This is a genomic window from Rhizobium sp. CCGE531 (assembly GCF_003627795.1).
GTDB lineage: Bacteria > Pseudomonadota > Alphaproteobacteria > Rhizobiales > Rhizobiaceae > Rhizobium.
On sequence record NZ_CP032684.1, the window covers coordinates 2,461,781 to 2,486,252 of the forward strand.

General features: G+C 59.4%; 26 protein-coding genes and 2 pseudogenes. 15 read left to right on the forward strand and 13 right to left on the reverse strand.

Translation table 11 applies throughout. The features are described 5' to 3' along the window. Positions 1 to 12 precede the first annotated feature (12 nt). The gene (locus CCGE531_RS12005; protein WP_120664362.1) at positions 13 to 420 is read left to right on the forward strand and encodes a DUF2000 family protein; all 408 of its coding nucleotides are present in this window, start codon (positions 13 to 15) and stop codon (positions 418 to 420) included. A 163-nt stretch (positions 421 to 583) separates the two neighbouring features. Here the strand turns inward: CCGE531_RS12005 and CCGE531_RS12010 are convergent, their stop codons facing one another. Together CCGE531_RS12010 and CCGE531_RS12015 are read right to left on the reverse strand one after the other, a co-directional pair. Beyond that, positions 584 to 1,252, reverse strand: a complete 669-nt coding sequence (locus CCGE531_RS12010; protein ID WP_120666759.1) for an OmpA family protein — start codon at positions 1,250 to 1,252, stop codon at positions 584 to 586. Positions 1,253 to 1,447: 195 nt separating this feature from the next. Further along, the gene (locus tag CCGE531_RS12015; RefSeq protein ID WP_120664363.1) at positions 1,448 to 2,461 is read right to left on the reverse strand and encodes a flagellin; all 1,014 of its coding nucleotides are present in this window, start codon (positions 2,459 to 2,461) and stop codon (positions 1,448 to 1,450) included. Positions 2,462 to 2,965: 504 nt separating this feature from the next. Between CCGE531_RS12015 and CCGE531_RS12020 the strand changes: the two genes are divergently transcribed. Genes CCGE531_RS12020 through CCGE531_RS12025 form a run of 3 tightly spaced genes read left to right on the forward strand, consistent with a single transcriptional unit; the run spans position 2,966 to position 6,720 of the window. Beyond that, the gene (locus CCGE531_RS12020) at positions 2,966 to 5,431 is read left to right on the forward strand and encodes a UvrD-helicase domain-containing protein (protein WP_120664364.1); all 2,466 of its coding nucleotides are present in this window, start codon (positions 2,966 to 2,968) and stop codon (positions 5,429 to 5,431) included. Positions 5,432 to 5,437: 6 nt separating this feature from the next. Beyond that, positions 5,438 to 6,124: a hypothetical protein gene (locus tag CCGE531_RS34240; protein ID WP_162943896.1), complete on the forward strand. Its 687-nt coding sequence runs from the start codon at positions 5,438 to 5,440 to the stop codon at positions 6,122 to 6,124. Then, the gene (locus CCGE531_RS12025) at positions 6,121 to 6,720 is read left to right on the forward strand and encodes a pentapeptide repeat-containing protein (protein ID WP_120664365.1); all 600 of its coding nucleotides are present in this window, start codon (positions 6,121 to 6,123) and stop codon (positions 6,718 to 6,720) included. The genes CCGE531_RS34240 and CCGE531_RS12025 overlap by 4 nt, the downstream gene beginning before the upstream one ends. A 26-nt stretch (positions 6,721 to 6,746) precedes the next feature. On the opposite strand, the gene CCGE531_RS12030 is transcribed toward CCGE531_RS12025, so the two are convergent. Further along, a complete protein-coding gene (locus tag CCGE531_RS12030) occupies positions 6,747 to 7,076 on the reverse strand; it encodes a helix-turn-helix domain-containing protein (protein WP_120664366.1) in 330 nt (109 codons plus the stop codon). Between the two features lie 148 nt (positions 7,077 to 7,224). On the opposite strand from CCGE531_RS12030, the gene CCGE531_RS12035 reads away from it, so the two are divergent. Then, on the forward strand, positions 7,225 to 7,860 hold the full coding sequence (locus CCGE531_RS12035; RefSeq protein WP_120664367.1) for a glutathione binding-like protein: 636 nt from the start codon (positions 7,225 to 7,227) through the stop codon (positions 7,858 to 7,860). Positions 7,861 to 7,952: 92 nt separating this feature from the next. On the opposite strand, the gene tnpA is transcribed toward CCGE531_RS12035, so the two are convergent. Together tnpA and CCGE531_RS34770 are read right to left on the reverse strand one after the other, a co-directional pair. After that, the gene (tnpA, locus tag CCGE531_RS12040; protein WP_120663694.1) at positions 7,953 to 8,387 is read right to left on the reverse strand and encodes an IS200/IS605 family transposase; all 435 of its coding nucleotides are present in this window, start codon (positions 8,385 to 8,387) and stop codon (positions 7,953 to 7,955) included. A 169-nt stretch (positions 8,388 to 8,556) separates the two neighbouring features. Beyond that, positions 8,557 to 8,685: pseudogene (locus CCGE531_RS34770) on the reverse strand (Atu4866 domain-containing protein); the annotation flags it as partial. Here CCGE531_RS34770 and CCGE531_RS34775 point away from each other — a divergent pair. Beyond that, positions 8,665 to 8,928, forward strand: a pseudogene (locus CCGE531_RS34775) (LysR substrate-binding domain-containing protein); the annotation flags it as partial. The pseudogenes CCGE531_RS34770 and CCGE531_RS34775 sit on opposite strands and share 21 nt — an antisense overlap. Here the strand turns inward: CCGE531_RS34775 and CCGE531_RS12050 are convergent. Continuing rightward, on the reverse strand, positions 8,900 to 9,637 hold the full coding sequence (locus CCGE531_RS12050; protein ID WP_120664368.1) for an SDR family oxidoreductase: 738 nt from the start codon (positions 9,635 to 9,637) through the stop codon (positions 8,900 to 8,902). The pseudogene CCGE531_RS34775 and the gene CCGE531_RS12050 overlap by 29 nt on opposite strands. A 171-nt stretch (positions 9,638 to 9,808) precedes the next feature. On the opposite strand from CCGE531_RS12050, the gene CCGE531_RS12055 reads away from it, so the two are divergent. The 4 genes from CCGE531_RS12055 to CCGE531_RS12070 all read left to right on the forward strand — a co-directional run bounded on the left by CCGE531_RS12055 (position 9,809) and on the right by CCGE531_RS12070 (position 13,963). Then, positions 9,809 to 10,420, forward strand: coding sequence for a TetR/AcrR family transcriptional regulator (locus tag CCGE531_RS12055; protein WP_120664369.1), 612 nt, complete (start codon positions 9,809 to 9,811; stop codon positions 10,418 to 10,420). Between the two features lie 269 nt (positions 10,421 to 10,689). Continuing rightward, positions 10,690 to 11,973, forward strand: coding sequence for a sugar MFS transporter (locus CCGE531_RS12060; protein WP_120664370.1), 1,284 nt, complete (start codon positions 10,690 to 10,692; stop codon positions 11,971 to 11,973). A gap of 108 nt (positions 11,974 to 12,081) precedes the next feature. After that, positions 12,082 to 12,705 carry a bifunctional nicotinamidase/pyrazinamidase gene (gene pncA, locus CCGE531_RS12065; protein ID WP_120664371.1) on the forward strand — a complete coding sequence of 208 codons (624 nt, stop codon included), beginning with the start codon at positions 12,082 to 12,084 and terminating at the stop codon, positions 12,703 to 12,705. Positions 12,706 to 12,877: 172 nt separating this feature from the next. Beyond that, positions 12,878 to 13,963: a glycosyltransferase family 1 protein gene (locus tag CCGE531_RS12070; protein ID WP_120666763.1), complete on the forward strand. Its 1,086-nt coding sequence runs from the start codon at positions 12,878 to 12,880 to the stop codon at positions 13,961 to 13,963. Positions 13,964 to 13,969: 6 nt separating this feature from the next. Here CCGE531_RS12070 and CCGE531_RS12075 read toward each other — a convergent pair whose 3' ends face one another. Continuing rightward, positions 13,970 to 15,355 (reverse strand): hypothetical protein, encoded by a 1,386-nt coding sequence (locus CCGE531_RS12075; protein ID WP_245458837.1) that lies wholly within the window; start codon positions 15,353 to 15,355, stop codon positions 13,970 to 13,972. Positions 15,356 to 15,588: 233 nt separating this feature from the next. On the opposite strand from CCGE531_RS12075, the gene panC reads away from it, so the two are divergent. Next, positions 15,589 to 16,464, forward strand: coding sequence for a pantoate--beta-alanine ligase (gene panC / locus CCGE531_RS12080; protein ID WP_120664373.1), 876 nt, complete (start codon positions 15,589 to 15,591; stop codon positions 16,462 to 16,464). Between the two features lies 1 nt (position 16,465). Next, a complete protein-coding gene (panB, locus tag CCGE531_RS12085; RefSeq protein ID WP_120664374.1) occupies positions 16,466 to 17,287 on the forward strand; it encodes a 3-methyl-2-oxobutanoate hydroxymethyltransferase in 822 nt (273 codons plus the stop codon). Between the two features lie 7 nt (positions 17,288 to 17,294). On the opposite strand, the gene CCGE531_RS12090 is transcribed toward panB, so the two are convergent. After that, complete coding sequence (locus tag CCGE531_RS12090) at positions 17,295 to 17,546, reverse strand: DUF2164 domain-containing protein (protein ID WP_120666765.1); 252 nt, start codon at positions 17,544 to 17,546, stop codon at positions 17,295 to 17,297. A gap of 233 nt (positions 17,547 to 17,779) precedes the next feature. On the opposite strand from CCGE531_RS12090, the gene CCGE531_RS12095 reads away from it, so the two are divergent. After that, positions 17,780 to 18,502 (forward strand): AzlC family ABC transporter permease, encoded by a 723-nt coding sequence (locus CCGE531_RS12095; protein ID WP_120664375.1) that lies wholly within the window; start codon positions 17,780 to 17,782, stop codon positions 18,500 to 18,502. A 2-nt stretch (positions 18,503 to 18,504) separates the two neighbouring features. Then, positions 18,505 to 18,816: an AzlD family protein gene (locus CCGE531_RS12100; RefSeq protein ID WP_120664376.1), complete on the forward strand. Its 312-nt coding sequence runs from the start codon at positions 18,505 to 18,507 to the stop codon at positions 18,814 to 18,816. 48 nt (positions 18,817 to 18,864) lie between these two features. On the opposite strand, the gene CCGE531_RS12105 is transcribed toward CCGE531_RS12100, so the two are convergent. Both CCGE531_RS12105 and CCGE531_RS35190 read right to left on the reverse strand, forming a co-directional pair. After that, entirely contained in the window at positions 18,865 to 20,700 is a 1,836-nt protein-coding gene (locus CCGE531_RS12105; RefSeq protein WP_120664377.1) for an aminopeptidase P family protein, read from the reverse strand. A gap of 52 nt (positions 20,701 to 20,752) precedes the next feature. Further along, a complete protein-coding gene (locus tag CCGE531_RS35190) occupies positions 20,753 to 20,875 on the reverse strand; it encodes a hypothetical protein (RefSeq protein ID WP_281024427.1) in 123 nt (40 codons plus the stop codon). Between the two features lie 166 nt (positions 20,876 to 21,041). Here CCGE531_RS35190 and CCGE531_RS34245 point away from each other — a divergent pair, with 166 nt between their 5' ends. Continuing rightward, a complete protein-coding gene (locus CCGE531_RS34245) occupies positions 21,042 to 21,182 on the forward strand; it encodes a hypothetical protein (RefSeq protein WP_162943897.1) in 141 nt (46 codons plus the stop codon). A gap of 202 nt (positions 21,183 to 21,384) precedes the next feature. Here the strand turns inward: CCGE531_RS34245 and CCGE531_RS12110 are convergent, their stop codons facing one another. Genes CCGE531_RS12110 through CCGE531_RS12120 form a run of 3 tightly spaced genes read right to left on the reverse strand, consistent with a single transcriptional unit; the run spans position 21,385 to position 24,042 of the window. Further along, positions 21,385 to 22,263 carry a 50S ribosomal protein L11 methyltransferase gene (locus tag CCGE531_RS12110; protein WP_120664378.1) on the reverse strand — a complete coding sequence of 293 codons (879 nt, stop codon included), beginning with the start codon at positions 22,261 to 22,263 and terminating at the stop codon, positions 21,385 to 21,387. Between the two features lie 20 nt (positions 22,264 to 22,283). Then, entirely contained in the window at positions 22,284 to 23,432 is a 1,149-nt protein-coding gene (locus CCGE531_RS12115) for an NAD(P)/FAD-dependent oxidoreductase (RefSeq protein ID WP_120664379.1), read from the reverse strand. Between the two features lie 7 nt (positions 23,433 to 23,439). Continuing rightward, the gene (locus CCGE531_RS12120; protein ID WP_120664380.1) at positions 23,440 to 24,042 is read right to left on the reverse strand and encodes an SCO family protein; all 603 of its coding nucleotides are present in this window, start codon (positions 24,040 to 24,042) and stop codon (positions 23,440 to 23,442) included. Between the last annotated feature and the right edge of the window lie 430 nt (positions 24,043 to 24,472).

A 24,472-nucleotide genomic window follows, 5' to 3' on the forward strand; every position in this document is an offset into this window, starting at 1 on the left:
AAGTGACCACCGATGTTCGATACCAAAATCGCGATCGTGCTGCGAAGCGATCTTCAATCCTGGCAGAAGCTGAATGTAACTGCCTTCCTATCGACAGGCATAGCCGGACAATATCCTGACATCATCGGCGAACCCTATCGCGATCGCACCGGCAACGTCTACAACGCTTTATCGATCCAGCCCATTATCGTGCTTTCGGCCGATCCGGAAAGCATTGCCGCCATTCACCGCCGGTCGCTGGAGCGGGGCGTCACCTCCTCGATCTTCATCGAGGAAATGTTTACAACCGGTCATGACGTCGCCAATCGCGCCGCCTTCTCCGAATTCGCCCCGGAGGACGCCAAGGTGGTCGGCATCGCCCTGCGCGGCGAAAAGAAAATCGTCGACAAGATCACCAAGGGCGCCAGCATGCACGCATGATCTGCCTTGCAATGAAGCATGTCGCGCAAAAGTGTGCAGCGGTTTTGCGGCAACGACATGCGTAAAATCAAAGACCTAAAGCGCGAAAAGCGAATCTGAAAGATCGCGGCGCGCTTTAGAAAACAGCCGGATCGCGAGACCCGGCCGTTTTTGTTGAAAAGGCTTAGCCGTTCTGCGTGATCGGCGCGATCTGGATCTCGACGCGGCGGTTCTGGGCGCGGCCAGCCTCGCTCGCATTCGATGCGACCGGCTGCGACGGGCCGAAGCCGATGGCCGACATGCGGCGCTGGTCGATGCCCTGGCTGCCGAGGTAGGACGCAACCGATCCGGCGCGGCGCTCGGACAGATCCTGGTTATGCTGCTGGCTGCCGGTCGAATCCGTATGGCCGTTGACGTCGATCAGGGTGCGGTTGAACTTACGCAGAACGATCGCGACGGAATTGAGCGTCGAGAAGAATTCCGGCTTGATCGCGTCCTGGTCGATGTCGAAGGTGATCGCCGAAGGCATGTTCAGGATGATGCGGTCGCCAGCGCGGGTCACCGAAACGCCGGTGCCCTGCAGCTGTGCGCGCAGTTCGGATTCCTGCTGGTCCATGTAGTTGCCGATACCGGCGCCTGCGAGCGCACCGACGCCGGCGCCGATCAGCGCGGCATTGCGGCGCGAGGCCGGCGAATGGCCGATCAGAAGACCGGCAACGGCGCCGACACCGGCACCGATCGCTGCACCGCCGGCGGTATTGGATACCTTCTGCTCACCCGTATAGGGATCAGTGGTGGTGCATGCGTTCAAAAAGGCTGCCGCTAGGGCAAGAATGGCAATTTTCTTGATCATGGAATCGTCGCTCTCCGGTTCGATGGCCGCAGCAGATATGAAGCATTGCGGCGATATCATGAAGAGGAATCTCATCGGGGCCTTTGTCCCCTGTGTATAGCCTAAAGACACGGCTCTTTCGCAAAGGGATCGCCGCCTGTGATCTGCGGGGCCGCATCGACCCCATATTTGCCTGCCTGTTCTTCGGGCCGGCAATCAGAGATTCTGGAAGAGCTGCGTCACCGTGGTATAGCTTGCATTGGCGATCGAGAGCGATTGTAGCCCGAGCTGTTGCTGGGTCTGCAGCGCCAATACCCTGCTCGACTGTTGCTCCATATCAGCGTCCACCAGCTTGCCGACGCCGCTGGTCAGGGAATCGCTGAGATTCTTGGCGAACTCGGTCTGGAGATTGATGCGCGATTCGAGAGAGCCGAAGGCGGATCCGATCGTCTTGAGCTGGTTCAGCATCGCCGTCACGGTGTTGACCATGTCGACGAGGGCGCCTTGCGTCGTATTCGCATCGAGCGAGATCTCCACTTGCCCGCTGGTATTGCCGTTCTTACTGCCGAGCAGAACATAATTTTTTGCGGCACCGGCCTCGGTCGCGAAGGCCGTCGAGGTCAGGACGCCGTAACCGCCGGTGCCGCTTGACTGGTCGTCTATCAGGTAACGCGCATCGCTTGAAGTGACGGGGCCGGTCGTCGAGCTTACGCCTTCATAGTTCAGCATGCCGATCGAGACGGTTCCGTTGGTGCCGCGAATAAGGGATCCAGGAACCTCATGCGGTGCGGCGGGATCCGCGCCGTCCTGCAGCACGGTCCAGTTGACGCCATTGAAGGTCGCGGACTCCCCTATGCTGCGCAGCTGCTGCTTCAGCTGGGTAAGCTCGTCATCGAGCTTCGTCTTGTCGACACTGGTCTCATAGGCGCTGACAAGCTTCGTCCTGATTTCGGTCACAACGTCGATTGCACTGCCGACGCCCGTGGAAGCGGTGCTGACGGTCGAGGCGGCAAGACCAAGCGCATCCTGCACCGACGAAATAGCGCCGACATCGGTATGCGTCAAAGTCGAGATTTTCCAGTATGTGGCGTTGTCTTTGACTGTCTGTACCCGCAGGCCGGATGACATCTGCCGTTCGGCATTGGTCAGTTTGGTCTGGGTGTCCCTCAGCACTTCCAGTGCTGTATTCACAGAAGGACTGACCCTGATGAAGGTCGAAAAAATACTCACGGCACATGAACTCCGGACGCAACAATACGCAACAAATACAAGGAGACATTGAAACCTTGCCGCGAGCGCTCATGCGCGCGGGCCGAGCGTGTCGGCGAACGGGGAGCAAGGCAAAAACAACGCCTGCGCTCCAGCGGTTACATGCCGCTATGATTAGCAAACATGCTTAAGAAAGCGCTAAGCGAAACGCCCGATTTACCATAAATAAGCGCAAAGCGGGCAACCGGCGCAACCCACCCGTTCCCGACTATTCCGCCGCCCGAAGGTTGGCGAGCTTCGAGCGTAGCGCCCCGTCGGACACGATATTGGTCGTCGTCGCCACACTACACTGACGACAACGGGCACGAGGTGGACAACGACACGTTTTATCTCCGCTCGCATGCCTTCATTCAAATGCGAAAATAGCTACGCCATCAACGCCCTTAGGCCTTGAATGTGCACTTTTTGTTCTAGTTTCGGCCCGTTTCTTTTGCCTTTCGGGGTAGAATCATTACATTGGGCCGCATGACCATTGGACATGACGATATTCCCTTCTTTGACGAGGAGCCGGAGCACACGGCATCGCGCCGTTCAGCGCCGGCTGCCGGCAGCATCGGCGGCGGCCTTGCCGCCCGGGCCATGGCTGCGCGCGACAGCGGCCGCCGGCCGGACTATCTCGCCGGCCTCAATCCGGAACAGACCGAAGCAGTCGAAACGCTTGACGGCCCCGTTCTGGTGCTTGCGGGCGCCGGCACCGGCAAGACCCGCGTCCTGACGACGCGCATCGCTCATATCCTGTCCACCAACCGCGCTTTCCCCTCGCAGATCCTCGCCGTCACCTTCACCAATAAGGCGGCCCGCGAGATGAAGGAGCGCGTTGCCCTGCTGGTCGGCGGCGCCGTCGAAGGCATGCCCTGGCTCGGCACGTTCCACTCGATCGGCGTCAAACTGTTGCGCCGTCATTCAGAGCTGGTCGGCCTTTCCTCCAGCTTCACCATTCTCGATACCGACGATGTCATCCGCCTCATCAAGCAGTTGATCCAGGCGGAGGGTCTGGACGACAAGCGTTGGCCGGCCAAGCAATTCGCCGGCATGATCGACACCTGGAAGAACAAGGGTCTCAGCCCCGCCGATATTCCGGAAGGTGACGCGCGCGCCTTCGCCAACGGCAAGGGGCGCGAACTCTATACCGCCTATCAGAACCGCCTGAAGACGCTGAACGCCTGCGACTTCGGCGACCTTTTGCTGCATCCGATCAATATGTTCCGGCAGAATCCTGATATATTGAAGGACTATCACCAGCGCTTCCGCTACATCCTGGTCGACGAATATCAGGACACCAATACGGCGCAGTATATGTGGCTTCGCCTGCTGGCGCAGCGGCCGAAGGGCGAGCTGCAGAATGTCTGCTGCGTCGGTGACGACGACCAGTCGATCTATGGCTGGCGCGGCGCCGAGGTGGATAATATCCTTCGCTTCGAAAAGGATTTTCCCGGCGCCAAGGTCATCAAGCTCGAGCGCAACTACCGCTCCACCGAGCATATTCTGGGTGCTGCGGCACATCTGATCGCCCATAATGAAGGCCGGCTCGGCAAGACGCTGTTCACCGATCGCTCCGACCCCGACGACATCAAGGTGCAGGTGCATGCCTCCTGGGATTCCGAGGAGGAAGCGCGCGCGATCGGCGAAGAGATCGAGCAGCTGCAGCGCAACAAGCACAATCTCAATGACATTTCGATCCTCGTGCGCGCCTCTTTCCAGATGCGCGAATTCGAAGACCGCTTCGTCACGCTCGGCCTGAACTATCGCGTCGTCGGCGGCCCGCGCTTCTACGAGCGCCTCGAAATCCGCGATGCCATGGCCTATTTCCGCCTCGTCTGTCAGCCGGCCGACGATCTCGCCTTCGAGCGCATCATCAACACGCCGAAGCGCGGCCTGGGCGACACGACCGTGCGCGCCCTGCACGATTATGCCCGCGCGCGGGATATCCCGATGCTCGCGGCAGCGGCCGATATCATCGAAACGGACGAGATGAAGCCGAAGGCGCGCAAGGCGCTGTTCGACGTCGTGCAATCCTTCCGCCGCTGGCAGGGCCTGCTCGAAAACACGCCGCATACAGAGCTTGCCGAGCAGATCCTCGAAGAGTCCGGCTATACGGACATGTGGAAGAACGACAAATCGGCGGAAGCGCCGGGACGCCTGGAAAACCTCAAGGAACTCATCCGCTCCATGGATAGTTTCGAATCGATGCGTGGCTTCCTCGAACACGTCGCCCTTGTCATGGATGCCGAGCTGAACGAAAATCTCGACGCCGTCTCCATCATGACGCTGCACTCCGCCAAGGGTCTGGAATTCGACACGGTGTTCCTGCCAGGCTGGGAGGAAGGCCTGTTTCCGCACCAGCGCTCGCTCGACGAAAGCGGCCGCGCCGGCCTCGAGGAAGAGCGCCGCCTCGCCTATGTCGGCATCACCCGCGCCAAGCGCCGCTGCCACATCTGGTTCGTCTCCAACCGCCGCATTCACGGCCTCTGGCAATCAACCATCCCTTCCCGTTTCCTTGACGAGCTACCGGAAACGCATGTCCAAGTCGCCGAAGTCGAGCAATCCTATGGCGGATATGGTCGCGGCGGCTACGGCCAGTCGCGCTTCGACAAGGCCGAGCCCTTTGCGAATTCCTATTCCACCCCCGGCTGGAAACGCGCGCAGGCAAACCGAAACGACGCAACGCGCGACAACTGGGGCAGCCGCTCCGGCCACGCCGTCGAGCGCATCGGCTACGGCGAAAGCGGCCCGAAAGTGCGCACCATCGACGGCGAGCTGGTGGCCAAATCCACCTCCTCCGAACCCTCCAAATTCATGGTCGGCGACCGCGTCTTCCACATCAAGTTCGGCAACGGCAATGTCTCGGAGATCGAGGGCAACAAGCTGACCATCGAATTCGACCGCGCCGGGCAGAAGCGGGTGCTGGATGGATTTGTGGAGAGGGTGTGAGGCTTAATGCTAACAGAGTTTCAGTATTTAATAAACATCAGTGCCCGCGCACAGCGTGCAAACGATGATTCAACGATGATATTCATAGATTGCCTTTGCGGAGAAGATGAATGCAAAATATATGGATTTCACTTCCGAATATTTTTAAGTAGATTTTATCTAATTATACACATAACTGGTGGAGTTTCTGAACCATCAAGTTGGTATAGTGCGACGCCATTACCTCATGAGACCAGCATAGAGGTAGAGATATCCAAAGATTTAGGCGATGAGCACAAAGAGAAAGGCAATTTTAAAATCACAGGTGAGTATCCCTGGAAGGCATCACTAGAATCCAATAGCGAGCGCGAGAATACTAACTCTTCGAAGCTTTCCGATAAGATAAAATACCAGGACAAAGCTCAACGTATTTCCGTTTCTGGAAGTCAAAATAACATAAGGTGGGAGATCAAAAAGCTTCCGCACGAGAGCCATATAAATGGCCCGGTCTTTGTTGATCAAAAAATGGCCGATGTCCGCCCGCTAGGCGGATCATTAGCTAATGTACTCCTAAAATTTCCCACGGATGGAGTTTTCATGACTCCTAAAAAAACAAAGAACATCCGTGAGAAACGAGTACTTTCCATCTTTTCTTTGGTAATGAGGAAAAGATTGTGCGAGCGTGATCATGAGGGTGTAACTTTAAGCCTATGACCGAAGATTTATTACATAAATTAAAAAAATCACGATCTCAGAAGTTTTTAGCTCTTGTCGAACTCGTCGAGTTAAATCCGAAAATAGATTTTCGCTATGCGGATCTAACAAATTCCGACTTTCGGAATCAGAACTTATTAGAGTTCGATTTCTCATATTCAGATATGACAGGATCAGAATTTGGAGGCGCCACTTTCAATGCCGAAAGCCTAAGGAAAGGTATATTTTTTAACAATGAATATTACAATAAACTCGATGAAAATGAAATATACCTTTATAACTGCGCTAGATTAAATGCAAGATACTACGATAGAATCGCGTATATTGCCGGTTACTCTATGTATGACCCAAGAGAAGAAAAAATTAAAACTTTACACGATATAATAGAAAACGAAAAAAGCCTTTACGTTATATCATTCTCGCAGAATATTATTGACATAATATCAGATGAACTCGATGCTTCAGGGAAGAAGGCGGAAATCGCTCGTATGGTTATGCGTCAAAGCTATCCTTTAGACCGAGCAAAGCTAAGAGAAAAGCTACGGGAACTCAGTAAATCATTGGAATTCATGCGCAGCTATATGAATTTCAATTAACGTGGAAATCTTTGGTTCTCACACCGCTAAATTAACGCCGCATCCCGATCCTTCAGCCACAGCCCGAATTCCTTGACCACGGCCACCACCTTCTCCAGGCGGCTTCCATCCTCCGTCAGTGAATATTCGACCTTCACGGGAACCGTCGGATAGACCGTCCGCCGGATAAGACCGGCCTCCTCGAGCGCGCGTAGGTCCAGCGTCAGCATCCTCTGCGAAATGCCAGGCATAAGCCGCCGCAGCTCGTTGAAGCGCTTGGGTTCATCGACCAGATAGGAGACGATCAGCAGACGCCAGCGGCCTCCCAGCAAATGCATCGCCTCCTCGACGGAGCAGCCGGTCACGGTCTTTTTCATCGCGCATACCTCATGCCTGAGGCGGGATAATTTTTGTACCTAGATGTCAAACTTTTCCGTTCTTACGATTCCATACCAAGTGGATTACATGGTTCGGCAGCCAGCTTTCCAAGGGAAGCCGGCACAGAAAACACCATGGAGACCTTCGGTGAAACTATACTACATGCCCGCAAGCTGCTCGCTCTCGCCCCATATCGTCATCAACGAACTCGGCCTGGAGGTCGAGCTGATCAAGGTCGATCACACCAGCCACAAGACGGAGGCAGGGCTGGATTTCCATGGCGTCAATCCGCACGGCTATGTCCCCGTTCTCGAACTCGCCGACGGCGATCGTCTGAGGGAAGGGCCGGCCATCGTCCAATATCTGGCGGACCTGAAGCCCGAGGCCGGACTAGCGCCTGCGCCCGGCACGATGGCGCGCTACAAGCTGCAGGAAATGCTCGGTTTTCTGTCAACGGAAATCCACAAGGGCTTCATTCCGCTTCTCTATGCGCGGCTGGCGGGAGGTTATGTCGAGACGGCAAGGCCGAAGCTCGAAAAGCGATATCAATGGATCGACGCGCACCTCGCCGACCGCCCCTTCCTGATGGGCGACAGCTTCACGGTTGCCGATGCCTACCTGTTCGCGCTGACGGGATGGGGTCAGGCGGCCTGGCTCAAATCCTACTACAAGGCAGGGATCCACTTCGATGAACTCGACAATCTCAAGGCCTGGTATCTGCGCATGAGGCTACGCGATGCGGTGCGTAAATCCATCGCGGAAGAAGGATTGGCATTCGACTGACCACAACGGCGGCAACAAAAAGTCATGACCTCCACCAAAGGTGGAGGTTTGAAACGCTGCGCTTGAACCACTAGAAGTGGTTTTGTTAGCGCTTAGTAGCTACGATTGAAGAGGTCGGCAAAGTCGGAAGCTTTGTCGGCCTTTTCCTGATTACGGATATATTGTCTGACGACCTGCTCGTTGTAGCCCGTCGTCGATACGAAATACCCGCGCGCCCAAAAGTGATAACCCTTGTAGCGCCGCTTGCGCGCATATTTGTTGGCAACATAAAGCGCCGTCTTGCCCTTCAGAAAGCCAACAATATGCGCAACCGAATATTTCGGCGGGATCGATATCAGCATATGCACATGGTCGGGCATCAAATGACCCTCTTCGATCTGGCAGCCTTTCTGCTGTGCCAGCCGACGTAAGAGTTCTCCCAACTCACGCCGCACGTCCCCGTAAAGTCTTTTCGTTCGGTATTTGCTGCCAAAAACAACGTGATACTTGCAGTCCCACGTCGCATGCGAGAGCGTTTGCTCATCCATAAAACCTCCTTGTTCGAAGTCTGGGCCACGCCAGCGGTTCAAGCAGGAGGTCTCTCAACTACCGTGTAGAACGCGTCCAGTCCTCCACCGTAGGTGGAGGTTTACTTTGATTACAAGAAAGCCATCGCGAGATACCGCCGGTCTCGCGATGGCGCCATTCGGTACCGCGCTATTTTTGGCGATGGAGGATCATGCCCCCGTGGTGAAGCACGTCGTCGATGAAATCTCCGTCTGCGGTAAAGCCGGTGTCGTCCCAGTAATCGATGTGATTGCCGCGAACTTCATAGCGCCCCTGATGATGATCAAGCTTGCCGTGGCCGGTGCCGGCATCTCCTTCGGAATGGAGGAAAGCTTCCGCCCCTTCATCGGCCGTGGAGAGCTGCTGCCGATCCTGGAGGATTATTGCCCCTATTTTGCAGGCTTTTATCTCTATTATCCCAGCCGCCGAAACACCGCTCCGAAGCTTCGCGCATTGATCGAGCATGTCGGGCGCTTTCCCGCCGGCGATGATTTCAATTGCGCCCGCCATTTGCCCGGATGATCTGGCCGTTGATCCAACCGCTCTCGGCGCTGGCGAGAAACGACACGATCTGGGCGATCTCTTCCGGCAGCCCGAGACGGCCAAGCGGAATATCGCTGATCAGCCGCCGGATCAGCTCATCGGAGCGTCCCTTGAACAAGAGCTCCGTGGCGATCGGTCCCGGCGCGACCGCGTTGACGGTCACGCCGCGCGTGCCGAGTTCCTTGGCGAGCGTATGCGTCATGGCTTCCACCGCGGCCTTCGTCGCCGCGTAGACGCCGTTGCCGGAGGAGTAATGGCCGATGATGCTCGTTGACAGGTTGATGATGCGGCCGCCATCCCGCACCCGCTTTGCACCCTCACGCATTCCATTAAAGGTACCCGTGAGATTGACGGCGATCTGCTGCTGAAAGTCCTCATCGCTCACCTGAGCCAAGGGCGAGAATTTGCTGATCCCGGCATTGTTGACGAGCACATCGACCTTTCCGAACTCGGCTTCGGCACGATCGAACAATGCCGTAACCGCCGAAGCATCGGTGACATCCGCCCGGACAGCAATCGCGCGACCGACCGCCGCCTCGATGCCGGCAACGACATCCTCAGCCTCTCCGGAACTTGATGCATAGTTGACGACGGTCTGAAAACCATCGGCGGCAAGCTGCCTCGCAATAGCGGCACCGATGCCCTTCGATGCGCCGGTGACGATTGCGGTTTTGATTTCGCTGGACATGCATTTGTCTCCATTTGTCTCTCCGGCCCGAACCGCGAGCGTCGCGCACGCATGCGCTTTCGAACACGCCGAAGAAATTCAATCCCCGGATGTCGCTGAAACGCTTGTTTCGCTGGGCTTGACCTGTAATATGAGCGATAATTCGCTTTTTACTACTCGCATTCCAGGAACATGCCCGAAAGCCCTCTGAAGAGCCGCCCCGCGCCAAGAAAAGCGCCGAAACAAGCCCGTTCGCTCGCGACCGTCGAGGCGATCGTGGAGGCTGCGGCTCGCATTTTGGAGGAACGCGGCCATGAAGCCTTCTCCACCAATGCCGTGGCCGAAAAGGCCGGTGTCAGCGTCGGCTCGCTCTATCAATACTTTCCACGCAAGGACGCGCTGATCGGAGCGTTGATCATCAGGGAAACGAGCCGCCTCGTCGAGGAGGCGGAAAGCGCGGCGTCCCAGCCCACAGGCAAGGAGGCTTTGTCAGCACTCATCCTCCCCTGCGTCGAGCAGCAGCTTCGCCGCCCGGCTCTTGCCCGCCTGCTCGACTTCGAAGAAGCACGCCTGCCGCTCGATACCGCCACCGAACAGGTAAAGAAGCGTTTCTTCGAGCTCACGCGCGCAACGCTCCAGCGACCGGACCTGCCGCCGCAGGCCGATATCGATGTTGCAAGCCGGGATGTGGTGGCGATCATCAAGGGAATGGTCGACGCCGCCGGAGAACACGGCGATCAGGATAAACGACAACTGGCGCTTCGCGTGCAGCGTGCCGTGCTCGGCTATCTGAACAGTGGCTGATGCCCCGGCGGGCACTCAACCAGGAAAGCCGGATTGCTTTACCCGACGTCTTCGCCATTGCAGCAAACCGCATTGCTGCATTGCAAAATCCGCATTCCTAGCAAGCTACCAATAATGATCCAATCGATTATATCGATTTAAGCGGCTTCGGGATTCCGCGCTTCTTGCGGGCGTCCCGGCAAGCCGCTGCCAGTCCTTCCGGCCCGTTCGGGCTTTTCGCCCGGGTCGAATCTCGAAGCCTGGCAACAACAAGAACCGAGGATAAAAAAGTGGCTGGCTCAGCAACAAGCTCTGCGCCCACCAGCGCCCGTGCATCCGCACGCCAAGGCCAGGGCAACTACCAATTCGCGCTTATCGCACTCACCTCACTCTTTTTCATGTGGGGCTTTATCACTTGCCTGAACGACATTCTGGTCCCGCACCTGAAGAGCGTCTTTCAGCTCAATTACACTCAAGCGATGCTCATCCAGCTCTGCTTTTTCGGCGCATACTCCATCGTATCGCTGCCGGCTGGAGCGCTCGTAAAGCGCATCACCTACAAGTGGGGCATCGTCGTCGGCCTCACGATCGCCTCGATCGGCTGCGCCCTATTCATCCCGGCCGCCAGCTATCGCGTCTATGCCCTCTTCCTGGGTGCGCTCTTCGTTCTCGCCACCGGCATCACGATCCTGCAGGTCGCCGCAAACCCCTATGTCACCGTATTGGGACCGCCAGATACGGCTGCCAGCCGCCTGAACCTGACGCAGGCCTTCAATTCGCTCGGCACGACGATCGCGCCATACTTCGGCGCGATGCTGATCCTGTCCGCCGCGACCGTTGCCGCCGCTAACGCTACCCCCGAACAGCTCGATGCCATCAGGCTTGCCGAAGCCGGCGCGGTCAAGTTCCCCTATCTGCTTCTCGCCGCAGCCTTCCTGGTGCTCGCCGCCGTCTTTGCTGCGTTGAAGCTGCCCGAGGTCGAAGACGAGGAAACCGTCGAACCGATGCGCGGCGGCGGCTCCGCCTGGCAATACCGCCACCTCGTGCTCGGCGCCGTCGGCATTTTCCTCTATGTCGGCGCCGAAGTCAGCGTCGGCAGCTTTCTCGTCAACTTCCTCAGCCAGCCCGATATCGCCCACCTCTCCGAGGCCGATGCCGCCCATTACGTCTCTTATTTCTGGGGTGGCGCCATGATCGGACGCTTCATCGGCTCGCTGGTCATGCGTCATATCGATGACGGCAAGGCGCTTGCCTTCAACGCAGCCGCGGTCATCATCCTGCTCGTGGTCAGCGTGCTGACGACAGGTCATGTCGCCATGTGGTCCGTGCTGGCGATCGGCCTGTTCAACTCGATCATGTTCCCGACGATCTTCAGCCTCGCGCTGCATGGTCTCGGCAAATATACGAGCCAGGGCTCCGGCATTCTTTGCCTGGCCATCGTCGGCGGCGCGATCCTGCCGGTTATCCAGGGCGGACTTGCCGATACGATCGGCATCCATCTCGCCTTCCTGATGCCGATCATCTGCTACGTCTATATCGCCTTCTACGGGCTCAAGGGCCACAAGCCGGCTTAAGCTCTATTACTTCGCGCCTCGCCGCTCGATCGGCGGGGCGCAAAGGGCTTGATCCGAGGCTCACCGCTTGGCATCGTGCGGCGCAACAAAACGGGAAGGACAGGCCTCATGAAAGCACTGCTGCTCATCGACATCCAGAACGGCTTCTGCCCCGGCGGAAATCTCCCCGTGCCGGATGGGGACCAGGTGGTGCCCGTCGCCAACAAGCTCATCGACAGCGGCAAATACGATCTGATCGTCGCTTCGCAGGACTGGCATCCGGCCGGTCATGGCAGCTTCGCCTCCGCCCATCCCGGCAAGAAACCCTTCGAAATAGGCATGCTGTCGGGCAAGCCGCAGATGATGTGGCCCGACCACTGCGTCCAGAATAGTAAAGATGCCGAGTTCCACCCCGACCTTCATGTCGCCGCCGCCGATTTCATTCAGCAGAAGGGCCAGAACCCCGCGGTCGACAGCTATTCCGCCTTCCGCGACAACGACCAAACGGCCCTTACCGGCTTGGCCGCCTATCTGCGCGACAAGGGCGTCACGGAGCTTGATCTGTGCGGGCTGGCGACCGATTACTGCGTCAAGTTCTCGGCGCTCGACGCCATCGAAATGTTGCCCGATGCGATCGTCCGCTTCATCGAGGATGCCAGCCGTGGCATCGATCCGGCCGGAGTCAAGGCGGCGATCGAGGAAATGCGAACCCGTGGCGTCGCCGTGATCAGCAGCAAACATGCGCTTGCCTAAAATCGCATCGGCCAGGCTAAACCTTCTCTAAACAAAATGGTGCAAGCTATTCCCGATCGATAGAACGGTTCAAATCTTTGAACCGTTCTATCTCATTGTTTTCACGCAATTCCGGACGGAAAACCGCTACGCACTTTTCTTGGAATTGCTCAAGAATATCGGGACCTCTAGCGTGCAGTCGATTGTCATCAACGGGCGTTTCCTCGGCCAGCCCTTGTCCGGCGTGCAGCGCTTCGCGCGCGAACTGACGCTGTCGCTCGACCGCAAGATCTCCTCAGGTGCCCTGCCTACCTCATTGAAAGGCGCGCGCTGGCGCCTGGCCGTGCCGCGCAATACGCCCATCGACATCAGGCTCTCGGCCATAGAAATCGATAGTTTCGGTTCCGGGCCCGGTCACGTCTGGGAGCAGACATCGCTGCTTTCACGCTCGCGCGGCAGCCGGCTGATCGGCTTCGGCGGTAGCGGTCCGCTCCTGCATCGCCGCCAAGCGGTCGTCATCCATGACGTGACGATCTTCCGCCATCCGCAATCCTTCAAGCGCAGCTACCGCCTGCTGCACGGTGCGCTGGGCACGGTCCTGACGCGCACCGCCAAGATCGGCACGGTCTCCGAATTCTCGCGACGGGAGCTGGCCTCGGTGTTCCAGGTTCCCTCGGCCGGCATCGACGTCGTCTACAATGCCGTCGATCATTATGCCGCCATCGAGCCGGATGAGGCCGTCGTGCAGCGGCTTGGCCTGAAGACGAACGGCTTTTTCCTGCTTGTGGGAACGATGAAGCCGAACAAGAACCTCGACTTCGCAATTCGCGCTTTCGAGGCGCTCAAGGATGACAATCAGAAGCTCGTGGTCGTCGGCGGCTCCGCGCCGACCGTCTTCAAATCGGATGACCAGCAGTCAAACGACAGCATGCTCTTTCCCGGCCGCCTCAGCGATGCGGAAATTGCCGCTCTGGAGCGGCATGCCACCGCTTTCGTCTTCCCGAGCCTCTACGAAGGTTTCGGCATCCCGCCGCTGGAAGCAATGACGCAGGGTTGCCCGGTGCTTGCGGCCGATATCCCCGCCGTGCGCGAAGCCTCGGGCGATGCCGCGCTCTATTTCGACCCATTCCGGCAGGATGAACTCATTGCCGCCATGCGGAGGATCGCGAGGGACGACGCGCTGCGCCAGGATCTGCGCCGGCGCGGCCATGAGAATGTCACCCGCTTCTCCTGGGACGCCAGCGCGGACCGCGTGCTCTCTATTCTCGAAGATCTCTGAGAGATTTTACGATCGGGCCTGCGGCCGGAACATGGTGACGAAGTAGCTATAGAGGCCGAGCAGGCAGAAGAGCGCGCCGCCGGCAACGCCGACCGCCACCGATATCCAGAGCGAATAGCCAAAGCCAGCCGTCGCCAGCACCGGCACCACCAGCCCGATGGCGGAGAAGGTCACAGGCGGCCAGACGAAATGGAAAGAAAGAGACATCATCACCTTCACACCGATCGCCATGGCGCACACGGCGCCGATCATGCCGCCGGCCATGAGCGCGGCATCGCCATAGGAGCCGAGGTGACCGCCGGCCAGCGTGCCGGCATTCAGCAACACGCAATCCAGCGCTGCGAGCAGGAAGATCGTTAGCAGCCGATGCTGCAGATGTGCCGGGGTCGGCATCATGTTGGCGGTCAAGGCGCGGCATGTCGCAAGACCGATGACGAAGGGAGCAACGGCAAGAAACTCATTGCGCAAACCAGCGGCGACGACCAATTGGCCGACCGGCTGCAGCACCGCGAAGATACCGGCGGCGGTCATGAGCGTAAGGCCGGTCAGCAGCGAATAATATTCCCCAAGCCGCTTGGCAAAAGCAGGCGTCACCCCGTCACGATCATAGGTCGTGACGACATCGGGATATTGAATGGCCTGCAGGGCAGAGACAATCAGCACGAAGGGTCGCTGCAGCAGATCGAGCGCCAGGAGGGCACCGGCTGCGGCCCCCGCTCCCAAAGTGGCTGTGAGAATGGATTTCAATCCCAGCGGCGTCAGCATGCCGATAACGGAAGCACTGGCAGCAACGCTGCCATAGACGAAGTGCTTGCGGAGCAGCGATGGCTCGAAGGGTGCCGCCTCGCGCAGGCTGTCGCGGGTCAGAAACACGGCCGATAAGCCATAGACGACATAGCCGGCCATCAGACCTATGACGGTGCATGCGAAATTGGGGGCAACGGCAGCACCCGCGAGCGTGCCGGCCGCGAGAATGGTGGCGCGTGAGCCCTGCAGCCGCGAGAAGACGCGAAATTCCTGGCGGAAGCGCAGCATGGTGAGGTGCAGGTCGCTGCCGCCCTGGAAGATCGCGACCAGACCGCCGAGCACCGCAATCTCCGCCGATACGGAAAAGAGGATCGAAGCGGAGGCTGCAATCAGGCAGATTGCCGAGCAGGCCGCAAATTCGACGGTCAATGCCTTGCGCTCCAGAGCTTCGCTTCCAGACCCTTGCCCCGGATAGAAGCGGCTGCAGGCAAAGCGAACCCATTCGAAACAGAAGATCGCAGCAAACTGGCTGATCGAGATGAACAGCGAATAGGCCGCATAATCCGCCGGAGTGAGCAGATGCGCGACAGCAATCAGCAGCCCGAAAGCCACCGCCGCCTGATAGAAATATGCAGCCAATGCCACGATCTTCGCCATGGCGGCAGCTAACAGCAAAAGATTGAGGAAAGCGCTAAGCCAGAACGGATAATCGTCATACCGGCTCGAAAAGTGAATGCCGCCGGTGGATGGGCGAACCGGTACAGGCGGGGGCCAGTGGCCTTGAATTGCCTTTTTGCACCGCACACGTTAGAAGAGCCGCCAAAATTAAAAGACAAAAGACGGACATGCACCGGGCGGCGCGTCCGGGGAGGAGCATCATGGAAACCATCAATACGATAGCCGCCCTGCGCGAACGGCTCGGCGAACATCGCAACGCCGGCAGGCGCATCGGCCTGGTTCCCACAATGGGCTACCTGCATGCCGGCCATATGGAACTGGTCGCGCGCGCCAAGGCCGAAAACGATATCGTCGTCACCTCCATCTTCGTCAATCCGCTGCAGTTCGGCGCCAATGAGGATCTGGCGAAATATCCGCGCGATCTCGAGCGGGATAGCGCCATGCTGCGCGATGGTGGCGTCGATTTCCTCTTCGCACCCGCTGTTGCCGACATGTATCCACGCCCGATGGAAACGGTGGTCGACGTGCCGAAGCTTGGCGCGGAGCTGGAGGGCGCGGTTCGCCCCGGCCATTTCGCAGGTGTTGCCACGGTCGTCACCAAGCTCTTCAATATCGTCCAGCCCGACAGCGCCTATTTCGGCGAGAAGGACTATCAGCAGGTGGCGATCATCCGCCGCATGGTCGAGGATCTCGCGCAGCCCGTTCGTATCGTACCCGTGCCGACCGTTCGCGACGTGGATGGTCTGGCCCTCTCCTCGCGCAACCTATATCTATCGAAGGAAGAGCGCGCCGCCGCCGTCATTGTCCCCAAGGCATTGGCGGAAGCCGAGCGGCTCTACGATCTCGGCGCGGATGACCCAGCAGAGCTCGAGGAGGCCCTGCGCGCCTTCATCGAGAAGGAACCGCTAGCGATCGCGGAAGTCGCCGCCGTTCGCCATCCCGACACGCTGGAGCCGCTGACGACCTTGCAGGGCCGACCCATTCTGATCGCGCTTTTCGTGCGCATCGGCACCACTCGCCTGCTCGACAACCGGGTCATCGGCCGCAAGCCATCAAACAATGAAAAGGCCGCCTGAGATGAGCACCGTCGGACATAGCAAGCGCATCACGCCCGCCGCGATCGAGGCGATGAAGGGCACGCGCCCGATCGTCAGCCTGACGGCCTATACGACGCCGATTGCCCGCCTGCTCGATCCGCATTGCGACCTGCTGCTGGTCGGTGATTCCCTCGGCATGGTGCTCTACGGCATGGAGACGACCGTCGGCGTCACGCTTGATATGATGATCGCCCATGGCCAGGCCGTCATGCGCGGCGCCAAGCATGCCTGCGTCGTCGTCGACCTGCCCTTCGGCTCATACCAGGAATCGAAGGAACAGGCCTTCCGCAGTGCTGCGCGCATCCTGAAGGAAACCGGCTGCGACGGCGTGAAGCTGGAGGGCGGCGAGGAAATGGCTGAAACCGTGGCGTTCCTCACCTCTCGCGGCATTCCGGTCTTCGGCCATGTCGGGCTGATGCCGCAGCAGGTGAATACGACCGGCGGCTATCGCTCGCTCGGACGCTCGGACAAGGAAGCCGACAAGATCCGGCGTGACGCCAAGGCGATCGCCGAGGCCGGCGCCTTCGCAATGGTGATCGAAGGCACGATCGAACCGCTCGCCCGAGAGATTACCGCAACAGTCGCCATTCCCACCATCGGCATCGGCGCATCGGCCGCCTGCGACGGACAGATCCTCGTTTCCGACGACATGCTCGGCCTGTTCAACGATTTCAAGCCGCGCTTCGTCAAGCATTTCGCAGAGCTGGCGCCCATGGTCTCAAAGGCCGTGGAAGCCTATGCCGAGGAAGTGAAGGCCCGCACCTTCCCGGCGCTGGAGCATACGTTCCAGCCGAAGAAATGAGGCTGCGTCAGCCCTTCGCCGGCTCCTTCTCCAGCAGGTAGATCGCCTCGCCAAAATCCTCCATTTTACTCATCAGCGCGGCATGGGCATCCCGTAGGCCCTGATTGTAATAGTGAGGTCCGATCTCGGCGGTGAAGAAATCGAGCAGGAACTCGGCGGGCAACGAGCCGAGCGTCTGGTCCAGTTCATCGGCGAAATAGCGCTGAAGGCGCGCGACCATGGCTGCCTTCTCCTCCTTCGAAAAGGTGATCTTCTTCATCTTTCCATCTCTCATTTTGCGAGCGGTCTCAAAGCGCTGGATCAAGGAAATCAATTGATCCATCAAGTAAATTCAATTGCTGGCCCGGCGCACACGGCTTACACGTCCCGCCATTGAACAGCGCGGAAGCAAATGCGCAAGGGGTGCAACCGTTGTCGTTCCCCATGCGAGGTTCGCGCCCTCGACACCGCATCCGGAGCAAAGCCGGTTTTCCACGAAGGACAGAGCGGACCATGAGTCGCGCGGAATTTCTTGACGGGTTGAAGGGTGGCATTCCCGTCGGCCTTGCTGCCGCGCCTTTCGGCGCCCTCTTCGGCGCGCTGGCGCGCGATCAGGGCATGTCGCTCGGCGAACTGACCCTGATGAGCGGCACCGTCTATGCCGGCGCCAGCCAGATGGTCGGGTTGGATCTCTTCGGCAACCATGTCCAGGCTTGGCTCATCGTGCTGTCGATCCTGGCGGTGAACTTCCGCCACGTGCTCTATTCGGCGGCGATCGCCCGCTATATCAGGCATTTTTCGGCGGTGGAGAAGTTCTTCACCTTCTTCCTGCTGGTCGATCCGCAATTCGCCGAGACGATCAAGCGCCATGAGAGCGGCAAGCCCGTGACTTTCGCCTGGTATATCGGCTTTGCCGCAGTGATCTATGTTCCCTGGGTAGTGGTGAGCCTGGTCGGCGGTCTTCTCGGCAGCCTGATCGGCGACCCGAAAGCCATCGGTCTTGATATCCTGCTGCCGGTCTATTTCCTCGGTATCGTCATGGGCTTTCGTACGCGCGACAACTTCCTGCCGGTCGTTGCCGTCAGCGCAGTCGCATCAGCCATCGCCCATCGCTATGTCGGTTCGCCCTGGCATGTCAGCATCGGCGCATTGGCAGGCGTCGCGCTCGCCGCAATGCTGCCGCCGGTGAAGGCGAACCGCAAGCCCGATCTCGCACACGAAAGCCACGAGGTCTGACTATGTTCGATTTCAATCCGCACATGGTCCTGCTCATTTTGGCCGCGGCCGTGGTGACCTTCATGACGCGCATCGGCGGCTATATCCTGATCGTCAAGATGACCCGCATTCCGCCGCGCGTCGAAGCGGCGTTGAATGCCGTGCCCGCCGCCGTGCTGACGACGCTTGTCGCCCCCGCCTTCTTCATCGGCGGCTGGGACACGAAAGTAGCGATGCTCGCTGCCCTTCTCGTCGGCCTGCGCTACCCCTCGACCTATATGTTGGTCGCCGGATGGATCGTCGTGATGGCATGGCGCCGTTCCATCGGCGCTTGAGACTTTAAAAGACCCGATCCCGTTTCGAGGCGGGATCGGGCGCGCGTCTCAATGGCCGAGCGCGCGCGTGGCGTTTTCCAGCCATGCCCGGATGTCGCGATCATGGATCAGCGGCATCAGCGCCTCGCGCGTCCGCACGTGATATTCGTTCAGCCAATGCAACTCTTCATGTGTCAGCAATTCCGTCAGAACCAGGCTGCGATCGATCGGGCAGAAGGTCAAAGTCTCGAAACCCAGCATCGGCATGTCTCCGCCTTCGATCTCCTCCGGATCGCGAATATAGATCAGGTTTTCGATGCGGATGCCGAAGTGACCCGGACGATAATAGCCGGGTTCGTTGGAAAGAATCATGCCGGGAAGCAGCTCCTGCACCGCGAGCCGCGCGATGCGCTGCGGCCCCTCATGCACCGAAAGATAGGAGCCGACGCCGTGGCCCGTGCCGTGGGCGAAATCGACGCCTGCCTTCCAAAGCGCGATGCGCGCCAGCGGATCGAGATCGCAGCCGCGCGTGCCCTTCGGGAAACGCGCCGTGCTAATGGCGATCATTCCCTTGAGCACCAGCGTGAAGAGGCGCTTGTGCTCTTCGGAAACGGCACCGATGCCGACCGTGCGGGTGATATCGGTCGTGCCGTTGATGTATTGCGCGCCTGAATCGATCAGGAACAGCTCGCCACCCTGGATCAGGCGGTCGCTCGCCGTCGTCACGCGGTAATGCATGATGGCCGCGTGCTCGCCGGCACCCGAGATCGTGTCGAAGGAAATGTCCTTCAGTGGGTTCTGCATGCTTTCGCCGACACGGGCGCGGCAGGCTTCCAGCCGTTCTGCGGCGGCAATTTCCGTCACCGTCCCCGGCTTGCTCGTCTCCAGCCAGTAGAGGAACTCGACCATGGCGGCGCCGTCCTGCAGATGGGCGGCGGCCGATCCGTTGATTTCAGCGGCATTCTTACAGGCGCGCGGCAGCTTGGCGGGGTCATTGCCCTCGACGACTTCGCCGCCCTGCTGACGGATGATATCAGTCAAGGCATAGGAGGCGAGATCCGGATCGATCAGGATGCGGCCACCATTTGCAGCCGCCCCTCCCAGCCGCTTGACGAGTTCGGACGGCGGCAGCTGCTTGCAAATCTGCGTAAGATAAGCTTCCGCTTCGACCTTCGTCTTGCGCTTGTCGAGGAAGAGTTCGGCCTCGCCCTCCGCATAAATGATGGCACGCGCCAGCGGATGCGGCGTGTGCGGCACGTCGCTGCCGCGAATATTGAAGATCCAAGCGACCGAAGACGGATCGGTGATCAGAACCGCCTTGAGGTTCTTTTCCTTGAGATTGGCTGCGATCGTCGCGAGCTTGTCCTTGGCCAGTACGCCGGCTTGGCCGATATCCTGGATGATGACGCCGCCAAGCGGCTCGGCCGGCCGGTCCGTCCAGAGCTTGTCGAGTGGATTATGGGGAAGGAAGACGAGCGTGCCGTCGATCTCGGCCAATGCCTTTTCCAGCCGGCGCACTTCCGCGCCCGTATGCAGCCACGGATCGATGCCGAGCCTGAAACCCTTCTTCGCATGGCGCGGCAGCCAGATATGCGGCGATTCGTTTACCAGATCGCCGCCGGTGAAGACGCTTCGGTCCACCTGCTCGGCAAGTTGCGTCACATAACGGCCATCCACGAAAACCACGGCCTGGGAGTGTGTGATAAGCGCAACACCCGCCGATCCGGTGAAACCCGTAAGCCATGCCAGGCGCTCCGAGCATTTGGGCACATACTCGCCCTGATACTCGTCTGCTCGAGGCACGAGGAAGCCGTCGATGCCGAGAGCCTCGAAGGCGTCGCGCAAACCGGCGACACGCTCGCGACCGAATTGCGGGGTGGAAGTGACGTCGAATGACTGAAACATGAGCTGATCCGAGACTGGTGGAGAATCCGTGAAACCGAATGGTGCCAGTATGTTAGAGCATGATGGCCGGAAGCGCGACGTGATTTTCGGTCATGGCGACGATATGCGCGGCACCGAGCCATCCGGCTCCCCCCAGCGCGCAACCCCTCTCTTCGGCGTTAACGAATCCGCCCATTTCGTGAGCATCCCTGACCAAATATGACAACTTCACGGCAGGAAACATGCATATTGCGCATAGCTCCCATGAAGCTGCCCCCCTGCCAAGCCGGCGAGCGAGTCGCTATATCCGCCGCATCAAACGGGGTTCACGACGAACCCACTCGAACAAGGACTTGAAGACAATGCCTATCATCCGCTCCGCATATGTTAGCCCGGCGCTGGCTGGCGAGCGTCGCACCGTACGCCATTCCGTCGGCTCGCTTCGTCAGCTCGAAGTCGAGACCTCGAGGGCAATCGGCGCAAGCCGCGGCGGTCGCCGCTAAGAAGTTTACGAGCTACGCGCTCCTGTCGATTGCATTCCGGTTCTCCTCCTCCCTCCCGGATCGCGATCAGAGCGCTTAAAGCCCGCTTGAGCACTCCTCCTCCACACGCTCGCGGGCAAGATCGGTGAAAATCGATCTCAAGGCGGTGCTTCGGCACCGCCTTTTTTATTACCTGCGATTGGGATAGCGGGAAGTGACCGGCTCAAGGCCGGTCGAGATGGATCGTAACCCAACCATTGCGCCAGATCGTGCGCACGTGCCGGAGATTCGCGCCGTTATAGGCGGCCAGAACCTTCCAGCGCTGCTCGGCCAGAATACCCGAAAGAATGACCGAGCCGCCCGGCGCCAGATGTGCCACAAGCTGCGGCGCCATCTTGATGAGCGGGCGCGCAAGAATATTGGCTATGATGAGGTCAAACGGTCCATGACGGGAAAAGGCCGTGGAGTGAAAGCCCGGCGCCGTCTCCAATGCAACGCCGGAAGCGATCCCGTTGCCGCGGACATTGTCCCGCGCGACGCGAACGGCGACCGGATCGATATCGGTCGCCAGAACCGGAATGTTACGCAGCTTGCGCACGGCAATCGCCAGAACACCGCTGCCCGTCCCGAGATCGAGCGCATTGCGCACGCGGCGGCTGGCAAGAACCTTCTCGATCGTCTCCAGGCAGCCCGCCGTCGTCCCGTGATGGCCGGTACCGAAAGCCTGTCCGGCCTCGATCTCGATCGCGATATCGCTGGAGCCGACTTTGTCGCGATCATGCGAGCCATGCACGAGGAAGCGGCCGGCGCGGACCGGCTTCAGCCCTTCCAGCGACTTGGCAATCCAGTCGATATCCGGAAGCACTTCCTTTTGAAGGGGGAGTTCGGCGAAGGTAGGCTTTAGAAGCGCTTCAAAACGACCACGCACCTCCTCTTCGTCCACGGCATAGAGATAGATCGAAGCCTCCCAGACATCGTTCTTCTCGTCGATTTCCGTCGTTGCGATCGGAAGCTCCTCGTCCTCGAACACCGGCGTCATCAGATCCAGGACCTGCGCGGCCTTCTTCTCGGTCGTCGTCACATAAAGGCGAATTTCGCTCAACTCGTCGCTCTTTCTCGTTCTTATTCGGCCCAGTCGATCCAGGGCGGTCTCGGCGTGTCATAGCCGGCTACGCTCCGAAGCAACGTCCGACGGGCCGAGCGAAAGCGCAGGAATAGCGGCGCAAACAGGTTGCGCGCCGCAATCGCCAGCGGATTTCTCATGGTCACCAGTCGCGTCAGGCCGTAGGTCTGCTTCAATACCAGCTTCACGGCGGGAATTCTCAAGGCCGAATACTCCTCTTCACGGCCTTCCGCAATGAGCCACGCAAGCCAGCAGGCATCTTCGATGCCGAGATTCATGCCGCGCGCGCCAGCCGGCGAATGGATATGCGCGGCATCGCCGGTCAGGAAGACATTGCCTTTCGCCATCGGCTCGACATGACGGAAGCTGATGCGGAACTGCGAAGCCCAGGTCCTTTCCGCAATGGCGGCGGGATGAACGATGCGGCTTTCGAAATCCTCCAGCGTCGAGATATAGCGGATGATGTCGGCCGTAACAGGCAGGCGCGCGACCATGCCGGGATCGAAGAGCGAGATTTCGCCGTAATATGTATCGACCGGGTCTGCGTAACGAAAATCGGCAAGATAGAAGTAGGCTTCCAGCGCCTCGCCCGGGAAGCCGGCGCCCAGCGCTTTGCGAACGGCCGAATGCGCGCCGTCTGCACCGATGAGGATATCCGGTCGAACCGTCTCCGACGTGCCGTCGGCCCGGCACAATGTGACCTCCGGCTTCCGGTAATCCGATATAGCCTCCGCAACCACCGCCGTCTGCCATTCGGGCGAGATGCCATAGGCCGAAAGCGCCTGCATCAACAGGCGCTCGGTGGCGCCCTGCGACAATGCGTGAATTGCGCTGAAGCGGCCCTTCACCTCTCGAGTATCCAGCTGGACAAGGATTTTCTTGTCCGAACGGACGCGAAAGTGCTCGATCAGCTGGGCAGCAGCGAGGATGCGCTCTGTAACGCCGGAAGGGGACAGCAATGTCAGCGTGCGGGCATTGACGCCAAGCGCCCGGCTCTCCTCCAGAGGCGTCGGGCCGATGCCATCATCGACGATACGCGGCGAGAAGCCGCGTCGGGCGAGTTCAAGCGCGGCGGTAAGGCCGACCGGCCCCGCCCCCGCGATCAGGACGGATCTGGATTTTCCCTGTTCGCCAAGCCCCTCGCCCATGCACGCCCTATCCCTTCTTGATCAGGTTCTCCAGCTTCTTCGTCGCCACGTCCGGGTCTTCCTCATAGGCGATGGTTCCGGCAAAGCGGCCCGCGGAATCCAGCAGGAATACGGAAGCGGTGTGATCCATCGTATAGTCGCCGTTTGGCTGCTTTTCGTCCGCCGGCACTTTCTTGGCGTAGACGCGGAATCCCTTGACCATGTCCATCACCTTGGCGGGATCGCCGGAAATGCCGGTGATGCGCTTCGACACGTTGGAGACATACTGGTCCATCATGGCGGGCGTATCGCGCTCTGGATCGACGGTGACGAAATAGGCGTTGAGCTTGCTGCCATCCGGATCGACCTTCTGCAGCCAGCCATTCAGCTCGAACAGCGTCGTCGGGCAGACATCCGGGCAATGCGTATAGCCGAAGAAGATGGCCGACGGCTTGCCGCGAAACGCCTGTTCGCTGATCGGCTGGCCGCTTTGCGAAACGAGCGTGAAGGGCACGCCGTAGGGCCCGGATGCCGCCACCTCGGGCGACTTGCCTCCACCAAAACTCAGCCAGCCCAATATTCCGGCCACGATCAATACGGCCACCCAAATCGCAATCCGCACGTTTCTCATGACTGCCTTTCCTCACCAACTCCGGCGACCGCACCCAAAAGGCAACGCGATCCGCCCTCTGCCGATGTAATGGCTCGGCGTGGAGGACGCAATTCAAGAAGATGCTAGGCAGGGGCCGAAATCGTCGCAGCATGCGCTCGGAAGTCTCTCAAGCCCCGTTTGCCTCGTTTCCTCGCTCCACCCGGGCTCGGCGAGGCAAAATCTACGATCATGTTAAACCAATCCTAACCTGTCCGCGCCAACATCTCTTTCAAAGGTCGAACTCGACTTCGCCCGCCGCCCGAAAGCGCGGCAAACCTCTTTATTTCAGAAGGGCATGACGCCCGCCGGAAAGCCAGGCGTTATCAGCCGAAGCACCGGACGCTGCCGCTGCCCAAGCCGCTCCAGCCGATCTTTTTTTCAATCGCGAGCGTCGCTTGCCGGCGATGCC

Bases quoted from the DNA above. Each gene is read 5' to 3' on its own strand.
- CCGE531_RS12005 (WP_120664362.1), top strand. From the start codon at position 13: ATGTTCGATACCAAAATCGCGATCGTGCTGCGAAGCGATCTTCAATCC.
- CCGE531_RS12010 (WP_120666759.1), bottom strand. From the start codon at position 1,252: ATGATCAAGAAAATTGCCATTCTTGCCCTAGCGGCAGCCTTTTTGAAC.
- CCGE531_RS12020 (WP_120664364.1), top strand. From the start codon at position 2,966: ATGACCATTGGACATGACGATATTCCCTTCTTTGACGAGGAGCCGGAG.
- CCGE531_RS34240 (WP_162943896.1), top strand. From the start codon at position 5,438: ATGCTAACAGAGTTTCAGTATTTAATAAACATCAGTGCCCGCGCACAG.
- CCGE531_RS12025 (WP_120664365.1), top strand. From the start codon at position 6,121: ATGACCGAAGATTTATTACATAAATTAAAAAAATCACGATCTCAGAAG.
- CCGE531_RS12030 (WP_120664366.1), bottom strand. From the start codon at position 7,076: ATGAAAAAGACCGTGACCGGCTGCTCCGTCGAGGAGGCGATGCATTTG.
- tnpA (WP_120663694.1), bottom strand. From the start codon at position 8,387: ATGGATGAGCAAACGCTCTCGCATGCGACGTGGGACTGCAAGTATCAC.
- CCGE531_RS12050 (WP_120664368.1), bottom strand. From the start codon at position 9,637: ATGTCCAGCGAAATCAAAACCGCAATCGTCACCGGCGCATCGAAGGGC.
- CCGE531_RS12055 (WP_120664369.1), top strand. From the start codon at position 9,809: ATGCCCGAAAGCCCTCTGAAGAGCCGCCCCGCGCCAAGAAAAGCGCCG.
- pncA (WP_120664371.1), top strand. From the start codon at position 12,082: ATGAAAGCACTGCTGCTCATCGACATCCAGAACGGCTTCTGCCCCGGC.
- panC (WP_120664373.1), top strand. From the start codon at position 15,589: ATGGAAACCATCAATACGATAGCCGCCCTGCGCGAACGGCTCGGCGAA.
- panB (WP_120664374.1), top strand. From the start codon at position 16,466: ATGAGCACCGTCGGACATAGCAAGCGCATCACGCCCGCCGCGATCGAG.
- CCGE531_RS12090 (WP_120666765.1), bottom strand. From the start codon at position 17,546: ATGAAGAAGATCACCTTTTCGAAGGAGGAGAAGGCAGCCATGGTCGCG.
- CCGE531_RS12095 (WP_120664375.1), top strand. From the start codon at position 17,780: ATGAGTCGCGCGGAATTTCTTGACGGGTTGAAGGGTGGCATTCCCGTC.
- CCGE531_RS12100 (WP_120664376.1), top strand. From the start codon at position 18,505: ATGTTCGATTTCAATCCGCACATGGTCCTGCTCATTTTGGCCGCGGCC.
- CCGE531_RS12105 (WP_120664377.1), bottom strand. From the start codon at position 20,700: ATGTTTCAGTCATTCGACGTCACTTCCACCCCGCAATTCGGTCGCGAG.
- CCGE531_RS35190 (WP_281024427.1), bottom strand. From the start codon at position 20,875: ATGGGCGGATTCGTTAACGCCGAAGAGAGGGGTTGCGCGCTGGGGGGA.
- CCGE531_RS34245 (WP_162943897.1), top strand. From the start codon at position 21,042: ATGCCTATCATCCGCTCCGCATATGTTAGCCCGGCGCTGGCTGGCGAG.
- CCGE531_RS12115 (WP_120664379.1), bottom strand. From the start codon at position 23,432: ATGGGCGAGGGGCTTGGCGAACAGGGAAAATCCAGATCCGTCCTGATC.
- CCGE531_RS12120 (WP_120664380.1), bottom strand. From the start codon at position 24,042: ATGAGAAACGTGCGGATTGCGATTTGGGTGGCCGTATTGATCGTGGCC.